Below are 14,125 nucleotides of genomic sequence, written 5' to 3'. Positions count from 1 at the left end.
GCAGGGCGCTGCCGGCCGGCAGCGGAGCCGGGGTCAGCGCCGCGCCGCGAGCGCGCCGCGCACCCTCGCCTCGTCGAACCGGTGGCGACACACTTCCGTGCCGTCCAGCAACAGCACCGGCACGTCCTCGTCGTAGCGGGCAACGAGTGCCGGATCCGCATCGATGTCGACGTAGTCGACCGCGACACCGAATTCAGCCGCCACCGGCGCCAGTGCATCGCGCAGGTCGTCGCACAGGTGGCACCAGCCGCGGCCGTAGAGCGTGAACATCGGCGCGTTACTTCTGACCCGGGCGCGGGCGCACCGGCACGAACTGCGTGTTGTCGCCGCGCCGCACGAGCACCGCGACCGCCTTCTGCGGATCGAGCTGCGCGGTCACGTCGGCGAACTGCTTCGCGCTCGTGATGTCGGTGTCGCCGACGCGCAGCACGATGTCGCCGCGCTGCAGGCCCGCACGGGCCGCCGGGCCGTCGACGCCGTCGATCTGCACGCCGTTCTTGAGCTTCAGCGACTTCATCTGATCCGCGGAAAGGTCGCTGACCGTCAAGCCGAGCGAATTGGCCTGGCGCGGCTTCTGCGGCACATTCTTCCGCTGCTCGGCCTTCGCCGTCGTCTCCGCCGGCGTCTCGGCGATCGTGATCGGCAGATCGCGCGCCTGACCCTTGCGCCACACGCTGACGGTCGCCTTGGTGCCCGGCTTCGTGTCGCCGACCATGCGCGGCAGATCCGACGCCGTATCGACCGACCGGCCGTTGAACTTCAGGATGATGTCGCCCGGCTGGATGCCCGCCTTGTCGGCCGGACCGCCCGGCTCGACGCTGCTGACGAGCGCGCCTTCCGCCTTCGGCAGCCCGATCGAGTCGGCCACGTCCTTCGTCACCTCGCCGATCGCCACCGCGATGCGGCCGCGCGTGACCTTGCCGGTCGCCTTCAGCTGGTCGGCCACGCGCATTGCCTCGTCGATCGGAATCGCGAACGAAATGCCCATGAAACCGCCGGTGCGGCTGTAGATCTGCGAGTTGATGCCGATCACCTCGCCCTGCATGTTGATCAGCGGGCCGCCCGAGTTGCCGGGATTCACCGCGACGTCGGTCTGGATGAACGGCAGGTAATCGCCCGTGTTGCGACTCTTCGAACTCACGATGCCGGCCGTCACGGTGTTGTCGAGGCCGAACGGCGAACCGATCGCGACGACCCACTCGCCGACGCGCACCTTGTTCGAATCGCCGATCGCGACGACCGGCAGGTTCGACGCCTGGATCTTGACGACCGCGACGTCCGTGCGGTCGTCGACGCCGATCAGCTTCGCCTTGAATTCGCGCTTGTCGGTCAGCGTCACGTAGATGGTGTCCGCGTCGTCGACGACGTGCGCGTTGGTCATCACGTAGCCGTCCGCCGACACGATGAAGCCCGAACCGACGCCGCGGTTCTGCTCGGTGTCGGGCGGATTGTCCGGCGCGGGCGCGTTCTTCGGGTTGCCATTGCCGCTACCGCCGCCGTTACCGGGCGCCTGCGGCAGCGGAATGCCGAAGAAGCGCCGGAAGAATTCCGACATGTCGCCGTTGTCGAAGCCCGGCGGGAGCACGCCGCGCGGGCCGGCCGTCGGCACGTTCGCGGTGGTCCGGATGTTCACGACGGCCGGCCCGACCCTTTCGACCAGATCGGCGAAATCGGGAAGGCTGGCAGCGGGAGGCGTGACCGCGGCCGCGGTATGCGGGGCAAGCGGCAGGCTGGCAAACAGCACCGCCGCCGCGAGCACTTTGCGCAGCGTGAGTTTCGTCATGTCGGAAGCCGTAGCGTTACTTGGAAGCCTTGTATTCTATGGCAGACGCGAACTGCTGCAACGTGGCCGGCGGCACTTCGCCGAGCACGGTGATCCAGTAGTCGCCACGACGCTTCACGAGAACGTGGGTCGCGCCGGTGCTGCCCGCGCCTTCCTTGCGCGTGTTCTTTTCGGCCGGCTCGATGAAGACGGAGATCGTCGCGAGGCCATCGGTGAAGACGGCCTGATCGACCGGAATCGGCGGATCGCCGGCGTCGCGCGCGGCCATCGGCCGGCGCACCTCGCGAATCTTCCGGAAGCCGGCGATGGTCGGTGCGATCTGCCAGCCCTGCGCTTCCATGTCGACCGCCGCAACCGGCGGGCGAACCACCGTCCAGCCGCTCAGGTTGCGCATGCCGGCCGCGATCGCGGATTTGTCGCCGGCCGCGCCACCCGTCTGCAGCTGCGAAAACGCGACCTGCTCGAGCACGTGATCGCTCGCATCGAGCGTCTGCGAACGCAGCAGCAGCCCGGTGCGGGTGTCGGCCCACAGCTTGTACGTGAAGCGATACGCATCCTTCGGCACGAGTTCGACCACCTGCGCGTCGATCCCGGCCACACGGTCCTTGCCGAGCAGCTTCGCGTCGTAGACGGACATCACGTGCTCGCCGCCCGCGCCGAGCAGCGCAGGGAACGAATCGCGCGTCTGGCGGCGCTCGACCACGCACAGCTTGCGCTCGGGCACGAACGTGTACAGCTCGTCGTTATGCCGCAGGACCTTGCGCGGCTTGCCGTCGAGCGACTCGATCCGCTCGAACTCGCCGTCGCGGGACGCCACGTGCGCAATGCGCGACGACTGGACATACCCGCCGCGCTGGTAGACGAACGTTCCCTCGTAGCTCTGCTGCTGCGCCGCCTGCTGGATGCGGTCGAGCCAGTCCGCCGCACCCTTGCGGGTCGCGACGGGATCGTCCGGTTGCTGGGCGCTGGCTGGGAGGGACTGAACGGACAACAGGGCGGCTGCGCAAAGCAGGAGGGCCGGCAGCCGCTTCCATCCGGAGATGGCGTGATTCAACTGCAATGTCCGCATCGGGTTTATTGGCCTGGCGTGGTGGTCACGGCAGCGCGGATCAGCGGCATCGAGCCCGTGACGACGGGCTGCTGCGCGAATTGCTGGTGCGCTTCAAGGTATTGGTCGAGACTTGCGTCGCGGATGATGTTGACGTCCTGCAGGCCCGGCTGCGCCGATGCCTGTGCGACCGTCACGCGCTGCAGGTTGCCGCTTTGCGGCGCGCCTGCCGAGGCGACCTGGACGGCGCCCGGCGCACCGGCCGTCTGCATCTGCGGGACGACGATCCACGTCAGCGTGGCTGCCGCGGCGGCCACCGCGAACGCAGGCACGACACGCCGGCGCAGCGACAGCAGCTTGCGTGCGACCGGCGCGGCGGCCGGCGCGAGCAGGTGCGGCTCGCTTTCGAGCGCAGCCGACATGCGCGCGGTGAACGCGACGCTCAGCGCAGGCGACAGCGCGAGCTCGTCCGAGCGCAGCGCATCGCCGATCAGGTGGTAATGGGCCCACGCAGCGCGATCCGCGCGGTCGAGCTCAGCCAGAAACTGCCCGTGATCCGGGCCGTCGAACGATTCACCGTCGACCAGAGCGGAAAGGCGCTCGCCGCGCGAGCACGCTTGCGACTGCGTATTGACCGACCCCATGATGCTCCCCATCTTGCACACACCCCGTCGTGATTTCACGACTCTATCCGTAACTAGACCCCGACCCGCGTCGTTACGCCCGTCGCGCTTACCAGCGCTTGCCTTCGGGCGTATCGAGCAGCGGACGCAATTTCGCAGCGATTGCCTCGCGCGCACGGAAGATCCGCGACCGGACCGTCCCAATCGGACAATCCATCATTTCCGCGATCTCTTCGTAGCTCAGGCCCTCGATCTCGCGCAGCGTGATTGCCTGGCGCAGTTCCTCGGGCAGCAGAGCCATTGCAGCGTTGACCGTCTCGGCAATCTGCTTGCTCATCAACATCGACTCAGGCGTGTTGATATCCCTTAGTTGGTCTGCGTCGGAGAAAGTTTCCGCTTCCTCGGCATCGGCCTCGGTGGAGGTCGGTGCCCGGCGACCCTGCGTCGCAAGGTAGTTCTTCGCCGTATTGACGGCAATCCGGTACAACCACGTGTAGAACGCGGACTCGCCGCGAAATTGCGGCAGCGCACGATACGCCTTGATGAACGCGTCCTGGGCCACATCCTCGACCTCGGCGGGATCCCGCACGAGGCGCGAGATCAGCCGAATGATCTTGCGGTGGTATTTGGAGACCAGGAGTTCGAACGCTGCCTTGTCGCCTTTCTGTACGCGCTCGACCAGAGCCTGATCGATTTCTTTTTCACTCACCTGACAAATCCGTTAACTAGGGATGCAACGCGGAACGTTATTGTAGCGGTCCGGCGCCGGCCGCTGGTTACGGTCGGTAACCGCGCCGCCGTCATGCCCGCCCCGCCGTGCCCGCGGTACGCGCCAGCACGGACAGCGCGCTGAACGACGCGGCGTCGAGCGCATCGGCCGGAATCAGCAGCGGCCGCGCGCGCCGGGCGCCCTGCCCGACCGACAGCACGAGCAGCAGGCTGCTCCAGTGTGCATGGCCGGTCACGCGGCCCCGGGCCAGCAAGCGCCCGGTGCGACCAAACGCCGCAACCTCCCCGAATGCATCGATCCGCAGCTCGGCCGGCAGCCGGCGGGCACAGGCCCGCGCGGCACACGCGGCAAGCAGCGCGGCCGTTGCCGCGGACACGCACGCGCCGGCGGCGGCACCGGCCCGCGGCGCCCAGAACAGGTACGCGGACGCGGCGGCCGCCGCGACGAACGCGGCCAGCACGACATACGACACGGCCGAGGCCCGCAACGCAAAGCGCTGCGGACGCCCGGCCGGAGCATCGAATGGACTCGTCAAGCGATTTCAGCGTCAGACGCGCTTGAACACCAGCGTGCCGTTGGTACCGCCGAAGCCGAAGTTGTTCTTTACGGCCACGTCGATCTTCATGTCACGCGCTGTGTTCGCGCAGTAATCGAGATCGCACTCGGGGTCCTGGTTGAAGATGTTGATGGTCGGCGGCGACACGTTGTTGTGCAGCGCCAGCACCGTGAACACCGACTCGAGGCCGCCCGCGCCACCCAGCAGGTGACCCGTCATCGACTTCGTCGAGTTCACGACGAGCTTGTACGCGTGCTCGCCGAATGCCGCCTTCACCGCGTCGGACTCGTTCTTGTCGCCGAGCGGCGTCGACGTGCCGTGCGCATTCAGGTAGTGGACCTCGTCCGCGTTCACGCCGGCGTCGCGCAGTGCCGCGACCATGCAGCGACGCGGACCATCCATGTTCGGTGCGGTCATGTGGTACGCATCGCCCGTCATGCCGAAGCCCGAGACTTCCGCATAGATCTTCGCGCCGCGTGCCTTCGCCGCCTCGTACTCCTCCAGCACCATCACGCCCGCACCCTCGCCCAGCACGAAGCCGTCGCGGTCCTTGTCCCACGGACGGGACGCGGTGGCCGGATCGTCATTGCGGGTCGACAGCGCGCGCGCGGCCGCGAAGCCGCCGATGCCCAGCGGCGACACCGTCGATTCGGCGCCGCCCGCGACCATCACGTCGGCGTCGCCGGCCTGGATCAGGCGTGCCGCCAGGCCGATGCTGTGCAGACCGGTCGTGCAGGCCGTCACGGCCGCGAGGTTCGGGCCCTTCAGGCCGAACATGATGCTCAGGTGACCCGAGATCATGTTGATGATCGAACCCGGCACGAAGAACGGCGAAATCCGGCGTGCGCCGCGATCGACGTAGGTCTGGTGCGTGTCTTCGATCATCGGCAGGCCGCCGATGCCGGAACCGACCAGCACGCCGATGCGTTCCGCATTGGCTTCGTTCACTTCGAGGCCGCTGTCCCGGATCGCCTGGACGCCGGCTGCGATGCCGTAATGGATGAACGTATCCATGTTGCGGGCTTCCTTCGCCGGAATGTATTCCTCGGCGCTGAAACCCTTCACTTCGCCCGCGAAATGGCAGGCGAGGTTCGACGGATCGAACTTCGTGACGGTGGCGATGCCGGACTTGCCGGCGACGAGATTGGCCCAGCCGTCGGCAACATTATTGCCAACAGGCGAAATCAGCCCCAGGCCTGTAACAACAACACGACGGCGGCTCACGGTAACCTCTTTTCCATTATTGGATGACAAAAACAAAAGCCACAGTGGCCACAGGAACCAGCCCTGCGAGCCCTGTGGCTGTTAGTCCGTCCGGCACGAAGCCGGCAGGATGGCGCGTCAATCGCGAAGATCGCGGCGACGTGGCGGACAAGCGCGAAAGGCGCTTACGCCTTGACGTTTGCGCGAGCGTAGTCGATCGCTTGCTGAACGGTCGTGATCTTCTCTGCTTCTTCGTCCGGGATTTCCATGCCGAACTCGTCTTCCAGAGCCATCACCAGTTCGACCGTGTCGAGCGAGTCCGCGCCCAGGTCGTTCACGAACGATGCTTCGGTCTTGATCTCGGCTTCCGCGACGCCCAGTTGCTCAGCGACGATCTTCTTGACACGTTGTTCGATGTTATCCATTACCCCTCCGAGGGAAAGTTCAGATTTACAAGTGCGCGCATTTTATCAGGTTTGCTGACGCCAAAACGCGCGTTGGCTTGATGGTCGATCAAGCGCCTATCCGCCTGAAAAACGGGATACGGCGCGGATGGTAAACGAAAACCGTTACGACATGTACATGCCGCCGTTCACGTGCAGCGTCGTGCCGGTGATGTAACCGGCCTGCGGCGATGCGAGGAACGCGACGGCATGGGCGATGTCCGCCGGGCTGCCGAGGCGGCCGAGCGGAATCTGGGTCTTGAGCGCGGCCTGCTGCTCTTCCGGCAGCGTCTTCGTCATGTCGGTATCGATGAAGCCCGGCGCGACGCAGTTCACCGTGATGCCACGGCTGCCGATCTCGCGCGCGAGCGCACGGGTCATGCCCGCGACGCCGGCCTTCGCCGCCGCGTAGTTGGCCTGGCCCGGGTTGCCGGCCGAGCCGACCACCGACGTGATGTTGATGATGCGGCCGCCGCGGGCCTTCATCATCGGGCGCAGCACCGCACGCGACAGGCGGAACACCGACTTCAGGTTGGTGTCGATCACCGCGTCCCAGTCCTCGTCCTTCATCCGCATCGCGAGCTGGTCCTGCGTGATCCCCGCGTTGTTGACGAGCACGTGGAGCGCGCCGAACTCCTTCACGGTCGCGTCGATCAGCGCTTCGGCCGCAGCCGCGTCGTTGACGTTCAGCACCGCGCCGCGGCCCGTCACGCCCGCTTCCGCGAACCCGGCGGTAATCGCGGCAGCGCCCGATTCGCTCGTCGCCGTGCCGATCACCGTCGCGCCCAGGCGCGCGAGTTCGAGCGCGATCGCCCGGCCGATGCCGCGCGATGCGCCAGTCACGATCGCGACCTGTTTATCGAGAGTCTTTTCCATGAATCGAATATCCGTCTCTTGAGGAAAGGCGCCGCGTCAGGCGGTCGCCAGCTTCAGTGCTTCGTCGAGCGAAGCCGGATCGAACACCGATGCGCCGACCAGGTTGCCGTCGATGCGCTTCGTCAGGCCCGCCAGCACCTTGCCCGGACCGCATTCGATCACGTGCGTGACGCCCGTGCCCGCGATGTGCTGCACGCATTCGACCCAGCGCACCGGGCCCGCTGCCTGGCGCACCAGCGCGTCCTTGATCGCGGCCGGATCGCTGACCACGGCGACGTCGATGTTGTTGACGACCGGAATCTGCGGCGCCTTCACGTCGACGCTCGCGAGATAGTCGCGCAGCTGGTCCGACGCCGGCTTGAGCAGCGACGAATGGAACGGCGCCGACACCGGTAGCGGCAGCGCGCGCTTCGCGCCCTTCGCCTTCGCGATCTCGCAGGCCTTCTCGACGGCCGCCTTCGCGCCCGCGATCACGACCTGCGCCGGCGCGTTGAAGTTCACGGCTTCGACGACGCCCGCTGCCGCGGCTTCGGCGCACACCGCGCGCACCGTGTCGTCATCGAGACCCAGGATCGCGGCCATGCCGCCCTCGCCGACCGGCACGGCCGTCTGCATCGCCTGCGCACGGAAGCGCACGAGCGGCACCGCGTCCTTGAACGCGATCGCGCCCGCGGCGACGAGCGCCGTGTATTCGCCGAGGCTGTGGCCCGCGACGATCGACGGCACCGGGCCGCCGGCCTGCTGCCAAGCGCGATAGCACGCGTAGGCGGCCGTCAGCATCACGGGCTGCGTGTTGGTGGTCAGATTCAGTTCTTCGGCCGGACCTTCGGCGATCAGCTTGCCGAGATCCTGATTGAGTGCATCGGATGCTTCCTGGAGCGTCTCGCGCACGACGGCCAGATCGGCGAATGCGTTGAGCATGCCGACCGACTGCGAGCCCTGCCCCGGAAAAACGAATGCAAATTTCATATCGTCCCCAATTGAATCGATTCGGACGGCGCGCGCGAACGGCGCGCCGGTTCGGGATCCGCGCGCAGCGTTCGCGCGCCGCGGATCAGAAGCGGAAGACCGACGCGCCCCAGGTGAAGCCGCCGCCGACGCCTTCGATCAGCACGTGCTGACCGCGCTGGATGCGACCGTCGCGCACCGCGGTGTCGAGCGCCAGCGGGATCGATGCAGCCGACGTGTTGCCGTGCTGGTCGACCGTCACGACCATGCGCTCCTGCGGCAGGCCGAGCTTGCGGCAGGTGCTGGTCATGATGCGGATGTTGGCCTGGTGCGGAATCAGCCAGTCGACCTGCTCGGGTGCGAGGTTTGCCTTGGCGAGCGCCTCGATCGCGACCTTTTCGAGCACGTTGACCGCGAGCTTGAACACGGCCTGCCCGTCCATGTACAGGAACGCGCTGCCGTCGATCACGCCGCGATTGACGTTACCCGGCGTGCAGAGGATGTGCGAATAGCTGCCGTCCGCGTGCAGCGCGCTGCCGAGCACGCCCGGCTCTTCCGATGCGGACAGGATCACCGCGCCCGCGCCGTCGCCGAACAGCACGCAGGTCGTGCGATCCTTGAAGTCGAGAATGCGCGAGAACGTCTCCGCGCCGACGATGAGCGCCGTGCGGTGCTGGCCGCTGCGGATGAAGCTGTCGGCCGTCGCCATCGCATAGGCGAAGCCCGAGCACACGGCCTGCACGTCGAATGCCGCGCCGCCGTTCTTGATGCCGAGCTTGTTCTGCAGCAGGCAAGCCGTGCTGGGGAACACGAAATCGGGGGTCGAAGTCGCGACGATGATCAGGTCGATCGACTGCGGATCGATGTCGGCCGCCTCGATCGCACGGCGCGCCGCTTCGAGCGCGAGGTCGCTCGTCGTGACGTCCGGTGCGGCGAAATGGCGCGCATGGATGCCCGTGCGCGCAACGATCCACTCATCGCTCGTCTCGATGCCTTCCTTCGCGAGACGATCGGCGAGCTGCTGGTTCGTGACGCGGTCGGGCGGCAGGTAGCTGCCCGTGCCGAGCACGCGGGAATAGAGAGTCGATTGGGCCATTTATGCTTTAGAGGATTGCGCAGCGGAAGGTTCGGCGTGATGGCCTGCGGCCGGGCTCGTCGGGCCCGCGCCGCCCGCGTCGTGTTCGCCGTCGCCGAGCGACACCGAATTATCCGCCATCGCGCGCGTGAGGCGCTCCAGCACGCCGTTTTTGACGGCATCATAACCCCGTTTGATCGCCCACTCAAACGCGTAGGCATCGGCCGAACCGTGGCTTTTGATCACGAGGCTCTTCAGCCCGAGCAGCGCCGCGCCGTTGTACTGGCGGTGGTCGACGCGCTTCTTGAAGCGCATCAGCACCGGCAGCGCGAGCAGCGCCATCAGCTTCGACATCAGCGAACGGCCGAACTCCTCGCGGATGATGTCGGACAGCATCTGCGCAAGCCCTTCGGACGTCTTCAGCGCGACGTTGCCGACGAAGCCGTCGCAGACGATCACGTCGACCGTGCCCTTGTAGATGTCGTTGCCTTCGACGTTGCCGCGGAAATTCAGCGTGCTGGCGCGCAGCAGTTCGCCGGCGCGCTTGATCGTCTCGTTGCCCTTGATCACCTCTTCGCCGATGTTCAGCAGGCCGATCGTCGGACGCTCCTTGCCTTCGAGCGCGGCGACGAGCGCGTGCCCCATTTCCGCGAACTGCAGCAGGTGCTGCGGCTCGCAGTCGACGTTCGCGCCGAGGTCCAGCATCATCGTGTAGCCGGTCGGGTTCGGCAGCGCGAACGCGATCGCGGGCCGCTCGATGCCGGGCAGCGTCTTGAGCACATAACGGGAAACGGCCATCAGCGCGCCGGTGTTGCCGGCGGAGATACAGGCCTGGGCCGCGCCTTCCTTGACGTGGTTGAGCGCGACACGCATCGAAGAATCCTTCTTCTTGCGCAGCGCCACTTCGACAGGGTCGTCCATCGCCACGACTTCGGTGGCGGGCACGATGGTCAGCGCGGGATCGTCGAGGGCTTTCAGCTTTTTCAGCTGAGCGCGGATCGCGCTTTCGATGCCGACGAGCATCAGGTGCGCATCGGGATGCGCGCGGACGAACTTGACTGCCGCGGGAACGGTCACGGACGGGCCGTGGTCGCCTCCCATGCAATCGATTGTGAGCTTTACGGTCATGGAATGCGACGAATTTCAGGCACAAAAAAGCGGCAGTTGAATGCCGCCTTTTTGTTGCGCCAGGAAAGTGTCAAGCGAACCAGTTGTCACGCGAACGGCGAACGTAGCGCGCAACGCGTGACTTGACGCTTAGTCGTTCTTCGTCTTGACGACTTTCTTGCCGCGATAGTAGCCGTTCGGGCTGACGTGGTGACGCAGATGCACTTCACCCGTGCTCGGCTCGACTGCCAGCGGCGCTGCCGTCAGGAAATCGTGCGAACGATGCATGCCGCGCTTCGACGGCGACTTCTTGTTTTGCTGGACTGCCATGACTAACTCCTAAATAATTTTCCGGATTCTAACACAGCCCGATCCGGCGCTTAACTACCCTGGCCCAAAGCCCTTACGCCTTCCCGCGCCACAACTGCTTAGTGTTTGTTGCTGCCGTCCCCGTCCTTCTTCAGCGCTTCCAGCGCCGCGAACGGATTCGGCCGTTTGCCTTCGTCCTCGTCTTCGACGGACTCGTCGTCCGCCTCTTCCGAAGGACCGCTCGCACCCGACACGAGGCTTTCGTGAACTGCCGGGCAAACCTCGTGCTTGGGCACGAGCGGCAACGAAAGCAGCAATTCCTCTTCGATCAAGTCGACGAGATCGAACTGGCGTGAGCCCACGATCACATCGGCTTCATCGTCGTCGAGCGGAAATTCTTCAGCTTCTTCTTCGGTCGCAACGACCCGGTACGTCATGTCGACGTCGAACGTCTGGTCGTACAGGGTCATGCAGCGCTGGCACGTGAGCCACGCATGGCCGTGCACCGCGAGGCGCAGATACGGCTGCTGCCCATCGGCGCCGTCGTCCTGCAACTCCTTCTGGGTGAACCCTTCGGCCTGCCACGTGAAGACCGTGTCGCGATCGGGCGCGTCCGCCGGCACTTCGTTCAACATGCGCGGCAGTTGCGACAGGCGCAGGGCACCCGCTGCCTGCCGCCCGCTGCGGGCGAATTCGAACAGGTCGACCGCGTGCGGATCAAGCGCTGCCGCAGGTTTGCCAGAAGAAGTGTTCATGTTGCGCTCCTGCCTACAGGCTGACTTGCGGGATCCGGCTTGCTGGCGCCGCCCACGTACGCGAGCTACGCCACGTACGCCACACGCAGATTACTTAACTTTACGTCCGAAGACCCGGCAGGCGCCACCACAGCGAAAGCCTGCCGACGAAAAGCGGGAAAGCATACCTGTTTTACCTTTTTCGGTCAATCACTTATGCTTGCGCCCTTGCAACACCGCGCCACACCTGACGACTCACCGACCCACTCGACCATGCCGGATACCGTTTGCCGCCCGCCGCGGCTGATTCTCGCCTCCAGTTCCCGCTACCGCCGCGCGCTCCTCGAGCGCCTCGGCATGCCGTTCGACGTCGCGTCGCCCGACCTCGACGAAACCCCGCTCGCGGACGAAACGCCGGCCGCGACCGCGCTGCGCCTCGCCGGCGCGAAGGCGCGCGCGGTCGCCGCGACGATCGACGCGCCGGACGGCGTGCTCGTGATCGGGTCGGACCAGGTCGCGACGTTCGACGGCCACCAGATCGGCAAGCCGGGCACGCACGAGCGTGCACTGGCGCAGCTCCTGTCGATGCAGGGCCGCGACGTCGAATTCCACAGTGCGCTCAGCCTGTACGACAGCCGCACCGGCGAAACGCAGAGCGAGGATGTCGTCACGCACGTGCGCTTCCGTTCGCTGCCCGAAGCCGAACTCGATGCTTACCTGCGCGCGGAAACGCCGTACGACGTCGCCGGCAGCGCGAAGTCCGAAGGGCTCGGCATCGCGCTGCTCGATGCCATCGACTCCGACGACCCGACGGCGCTCGTCGGCCTGCCGCTGATCGCGCTCACGCGAATGCTGCGCGCCGCCGGCTATCCGCTGTTCGTTACCCAGGGAGACCGCGCATGACGGCCGGCACGCTTTATCTCGTCCCGAACACCCTCGGCGAAGGCGATGCATCGATGCTCGCCGCCGTGCTCCCCGCGGCCGTGCAGGCACGCGCCGGCGCGCTCGGCTATTACATCGGCGAAAACGCGAAAACGACCCGCGCGTTCCTGAAGAAGATCGGCACGACGCGGCCGATCCAGGAAATCGAGATTCGGGAACTGAACGTCAATACGCCGGCCGGCGAGATCGACCGGCTGCTCGCCCCGGTACTCGCGGGCGCGGACGCCGGGCTCGTGTCCGAGGCCGGCTGCCCCGCCGTTGCCGATCCCGGCGCGCTGCTGGTCCGCCGTGCGCACGAGCGCGGCGTGAAGGTCGTGCCGCTCGTCGGGCCGAGTTCGATCCTGCTCGCGCTGATGGCATCGGGCCTGAACGGCCAGAGTTTCGCGTTCAACGGCTACCTGCCGGTCGATGCGGCAGCGCGCGCGAAACGTCTGCGCGAACTCGAGCAGTTGTCGCGCAAGGCGCGCCAGACGCAGATCTTCATCGAGACGCCGTACCGGAACCAGGCGATGCTCGACACGCTCGTCGCGACCTGCGCGCCGTCGACGCAGATCTGCGTCGCGGCCGACCTGACCCTCGAGACCGAGACGATCGCCAGCCGCTCGGTGGCGGACTGGAAAAAGGCGCCGGCGCCGAATCTGCAGAAGCGCCCCGCCATCTTCCTGCTGCTCGCGAACTGAGGCCGGCACCCGCAACCGCCGCGCGGCACGGGGCGCCCGGCCCCGTTCGCCGCGGCGCCGGCCAGCCGCCGCTCAGCGCAGGCTGAACGACGTGCCGCCCGCGGTGAGCGCCTTCATCGCGGCACCGCCGACCGCCGCGCCGAACTTGCGCGCGACGCGATTCGTCAGGCTTTCCTTCACCGTGTAGTCGACGAGATCCGGCGCCTTCAGCACGTCGCGCGCGACCGTGTCGGTCGTGCCGTAGCCGTCGGCGAGCCCGAGTTCGACGCTCTTCTCGCCCGTCCAGAACAGGCCGGAGAACATGTCGGGCGTTTCGTGCAGCCGCTTGCCGCGGCCGTCCTTCACGGCCTTGATGAACTGCGCATGGACCTGGTCGAGCAGCGCCTGCGCATGGGCATCCATCTTCGGCGTCTCGGGCGAGAACGGGTCGTAGAAGCCCTTGTTTTCGCCCGACGTGTGCAGGCGGCGATCGACACCGAGCTTGCCCATCAGGCCCGTGAAGCCGAACCCGTCCATCAGCACGCCGATCGAGCCGACGATGCTCGCCTTGTCGACGAAGATCTTGTCGGCGGCGGATGCAATGTAATAACCGCCCGATGCGCACATGTCGGTCACGACGACGTACAACGGCTTGTTCGGATACTTCGCGCGCAGCCGACGGATCTCGTCGTAGACCATCCCGGCCTGCACCGGGCTGCCGCCCGGGCTGTTGATCCGCAGCACGACGCCGGCCGTGCCGTCGTCGTCGAAAGCGGTATCCAGCGCCGTGTTGATGTCGTCGGCGTTCGCGTTGGTGCCCGCCGCGATCTCGCCGTCGATCGTCACGAGCGCCGTGTGGCGCCCGCTCGACGAGAACTTCGAGTCGCTCGAGAAATCGATCAGCGCGAACGCGAGCAGCACGAATACGCCGAGGAACGCAAAGCGGAAGAAGATCTTCCAGCGCCGCGCCGCGCGCTGTTCCTTGACGGCCGCAAGCGCGATCCGCTCGAGCGCCGCGCGCTCCCAGTTCGGTTCACGGCTGTCGGGACGGGACGAGGAGTCCGGGAGATTCGGTTGGTCGGCCATGCA

Annotated in this window: 17 protein-coding genes; 2 read left to right on the top strand and 15 right to left on the bottom strand. The window is 66.6% G+C overall.

Annotated features, from left to right (window positions below):
- Positions 1-33 precede the first annotated feature (33 nt).
- The 14 genes from U5771_RS20455 to U5771_RS20390 all read right to left on the bottom strand — a co-directional run bounded on the left by U5771_RS20455 (position 34) and on the right by U5771_RS20390 (position 11,456).
- Positions 34-270 carry a glutaredoxin family protein gene (locus U5771_RS20455; RefSeq protein ID WP_257767790.1) on the bottom strand — a complete coding sequence of 79 codons (237 nt, stop codon included), beginning with the start codon at positions 268-270 and terminating at the stop codon, positions 34-36.
- A 7-nt stretch (positions 271-277) separates the two neighbouring features.
- Positions 278-1,783: a DegQ family serine endoprotease gene (locus U5771_RS20450; protein ID WP_322025656.1), complete on the bottom strand. Its 1,506-nt coding sequence runs from the start codon at positions 1,781-1,783 to the stop codon at positions 278-280.
- 16 nt (positions 1,784-1,799) lie between these two features.
- On the bottom strand, positions 1,800-2,852 hold the full coding sequence (locus U5771_RS20445) for a MucB/RseB C-terminal domain-containing protein (protein WP_322025655.1): 1,053 nt from the start codon (positions 2,850-2,852) through the stop codon (positions 1,800-1,802).
- A gap of 5 nt (positions 2,853-2,857) precedes the next feature.
- Positions 2,858-3,475, bottom strand: a complete 618-nt coding sequence (locus U5771_RS20440; RefSeq protein WP_322025696.1) for a sigma-E factor negative regulatory protein — start codon at positions 3,473-3,475, stop codon at positions 2,858-2,860.
- 88 nt (positions 3,476-3,563) lie between these two features.
- Complete coding sequence (gene rpoE / locus U5771_RS20435; RefSeq protein ID WP_014897654.1) at positions 3,564-4,163, bottom strand: RNA polymerase sigma factor RpoE; 600 nt, start codon at positions 4,161-4,163, stop codon at positions 3,564-3,566.
- A 91-nt stretch (positions 4,164-4,254) separates the two neighbouring features.
- On the bottom strand, positions 4,255-4,719 hold the full coding sequence (locus U5771_RS20430; RefSeq protein ID WP_322025654.1) for a protein YgfX: 465 nt from the start codon (positions 4,717-4,719) through the stop codon (positions 4,255-4,257).
- Positions 4,720-4,731: 12 nt separating this feature from the next.
- Positions 4,732-5,964 (bottom strand): beta-ketoacyl-ACP synthase II, encoded by a 1,233-nt coding sequence (gene fabF / locus U5771_RS20425; RefSeq protein ID WP_322025653.1) that lies wholly within the window; start codon positions 5,962-5,964, stop codon positions 4,732-4,734.
- A gap of 164 nt (positions 5,965-6,128) precedes the next feature.
- Complete coding sequence (acpP, locus tag U5771_RS20420; protein WP_014897657.1) at positions 6,129-6,368, bottom strand: acyl carrier protein; 240 nt, start codon at positions 6,366-6,368, stop codon at positions 6,129-6,131.
- Positions 6,369-6,512: 144 nt separating this feature from the next.
- Positions 6,513-7,262, bottom strand: coding sequence for a 3-oxoacyl-ACP reductase FabG (fabG, locus tag U5771_RS20415; protein ID WP_124611302.1), 750 nt, complete (start codon positions 7,260-7,262; stop codon positions 6,513-6,515).
- A 36-nt stretch (positions 7,263-7,298) separates the two neighbouring features.
- Positions 7,299-8,231, bottom strand: a complete 933-nt coding sequence (fabD, locus tag U5771_RS20410; protein ID WP_322025652.1) for an ACP S-malonyltransferase — start codon at positions 8,229-8,231, stop codon at positions 7,299-7,301.
- An 85-nt stretch (positions 8,232-8,316) separates the two neighbouring features.
- Positions 8,317-9,306, bottom strand: a complete 990-nt coding sequence (locus U5771_RS20405; protein ID WP_322025651.1) for a beta-ketoacyl-ACP synthase III — start codon at positions 9,304-9,306, stop codon at positions 8,317-8,319.
- Positions 9,307-10,413 carry a phosphate acyltransferase PlsX gene (gene plsX / locus U5771_RS20400; protein ID WP_044844776.1) on the bottom strand — a complete coding sequence of 369 codons (1,107 nt, stop codon included), beginning with the start codon at positions 10,411-10,413 and terminating at the stop codon, positions 9,307-9,309.
- Between the two features lie 129 nt (positions 10,414-10,542).
- On the bottom strand, positions 10,543-10,722 hold the full coding sequence (gene rpmF, locus U5771_RS20395; protein ID WP_006051932.1) for a 50S ribosomal protein L32: 180 nt from the start codon (positions 10,720-10,722) through the stop codon (positions 10,543-10,545).
- A gap of 98 nt (positions 10,723-10,820) precedes the next feature.
- Positions 10,821-11,456 carry a DUF177 domain-containing protein gene (locus U5771_RS20390; protein ID WP_322025650.1) on the bottom strand — a complete coding sequence of 212 codons (636 nt, stop codon included), beginning with the start codon at positions 11,454-11,456 and terminating at the stop codon, positions 10,821-10,823.
- Between the two features lie 252 nt (positions 11,457-11,708).
- Here U5771_RS20390 and U5771_RS20385 point away from each other — a divergent pair, with 252 nt between their 5' ends.
- Together U5771_RS20385 and U5771_RS20380 are read left to right on the top strand one after the other, a co-directional pair.
- A complete protein-coding gene (locus U5771_RS20385; RefSeq protein ID WP_322025649.1) occupies positions 11,709-12,338 on the top strand; it encodes a Maf-like protein in 630 nt (209 codons plus the stop codon).
- Positions 12,335-13,057 (top strand): SAM-dependent methyltransferase, encoded by a 723-nt coding sequence (locus tag U5771_RS20380; RefSeq protein ID WP_322025648.1) that lies wholly within the window; start codon positions 12,335-12,337, stop codon positions 13,055-13,057. The genes U5771_RS20385 and U5771_RS20380 overlap by 4 nt, the downstream gene beginning before the upstream one ends.
- Before the next feature lie 72 nt (positions 13,058-13,129).
- Here the strand turns inward: U5771_RS20380 and U5771_RS20375 are convergent, their stop codons facing one another.
- A complete protein-coding gene (locus U5771_RS20375; RefSeq protein ID WP_322025647.1) occupies positions 13,130-14,122 on the bottom strand; it encodes a S49 family peptidase in 993 nt (330 codons plus the stop codon).
- Between the last annotated feature and the right edge of the window lie 3 nt (positions 14,123-14,125).

The organism is Burkholderia sp. BCC1977 (assembly GCF_905339595.1).
Taxonomy (GTDB): domain Bacteria; phylum Pseudomonadota; class Gammaproteobacteria; order Burkholderiales; family Burkholderiaceae; genus Burkholderia.
The sequence above is the reverse complement of the archived record's forward strand: the minus strand, read 5'-3'. Positions and strand labels throughout refer to the sequence as shown.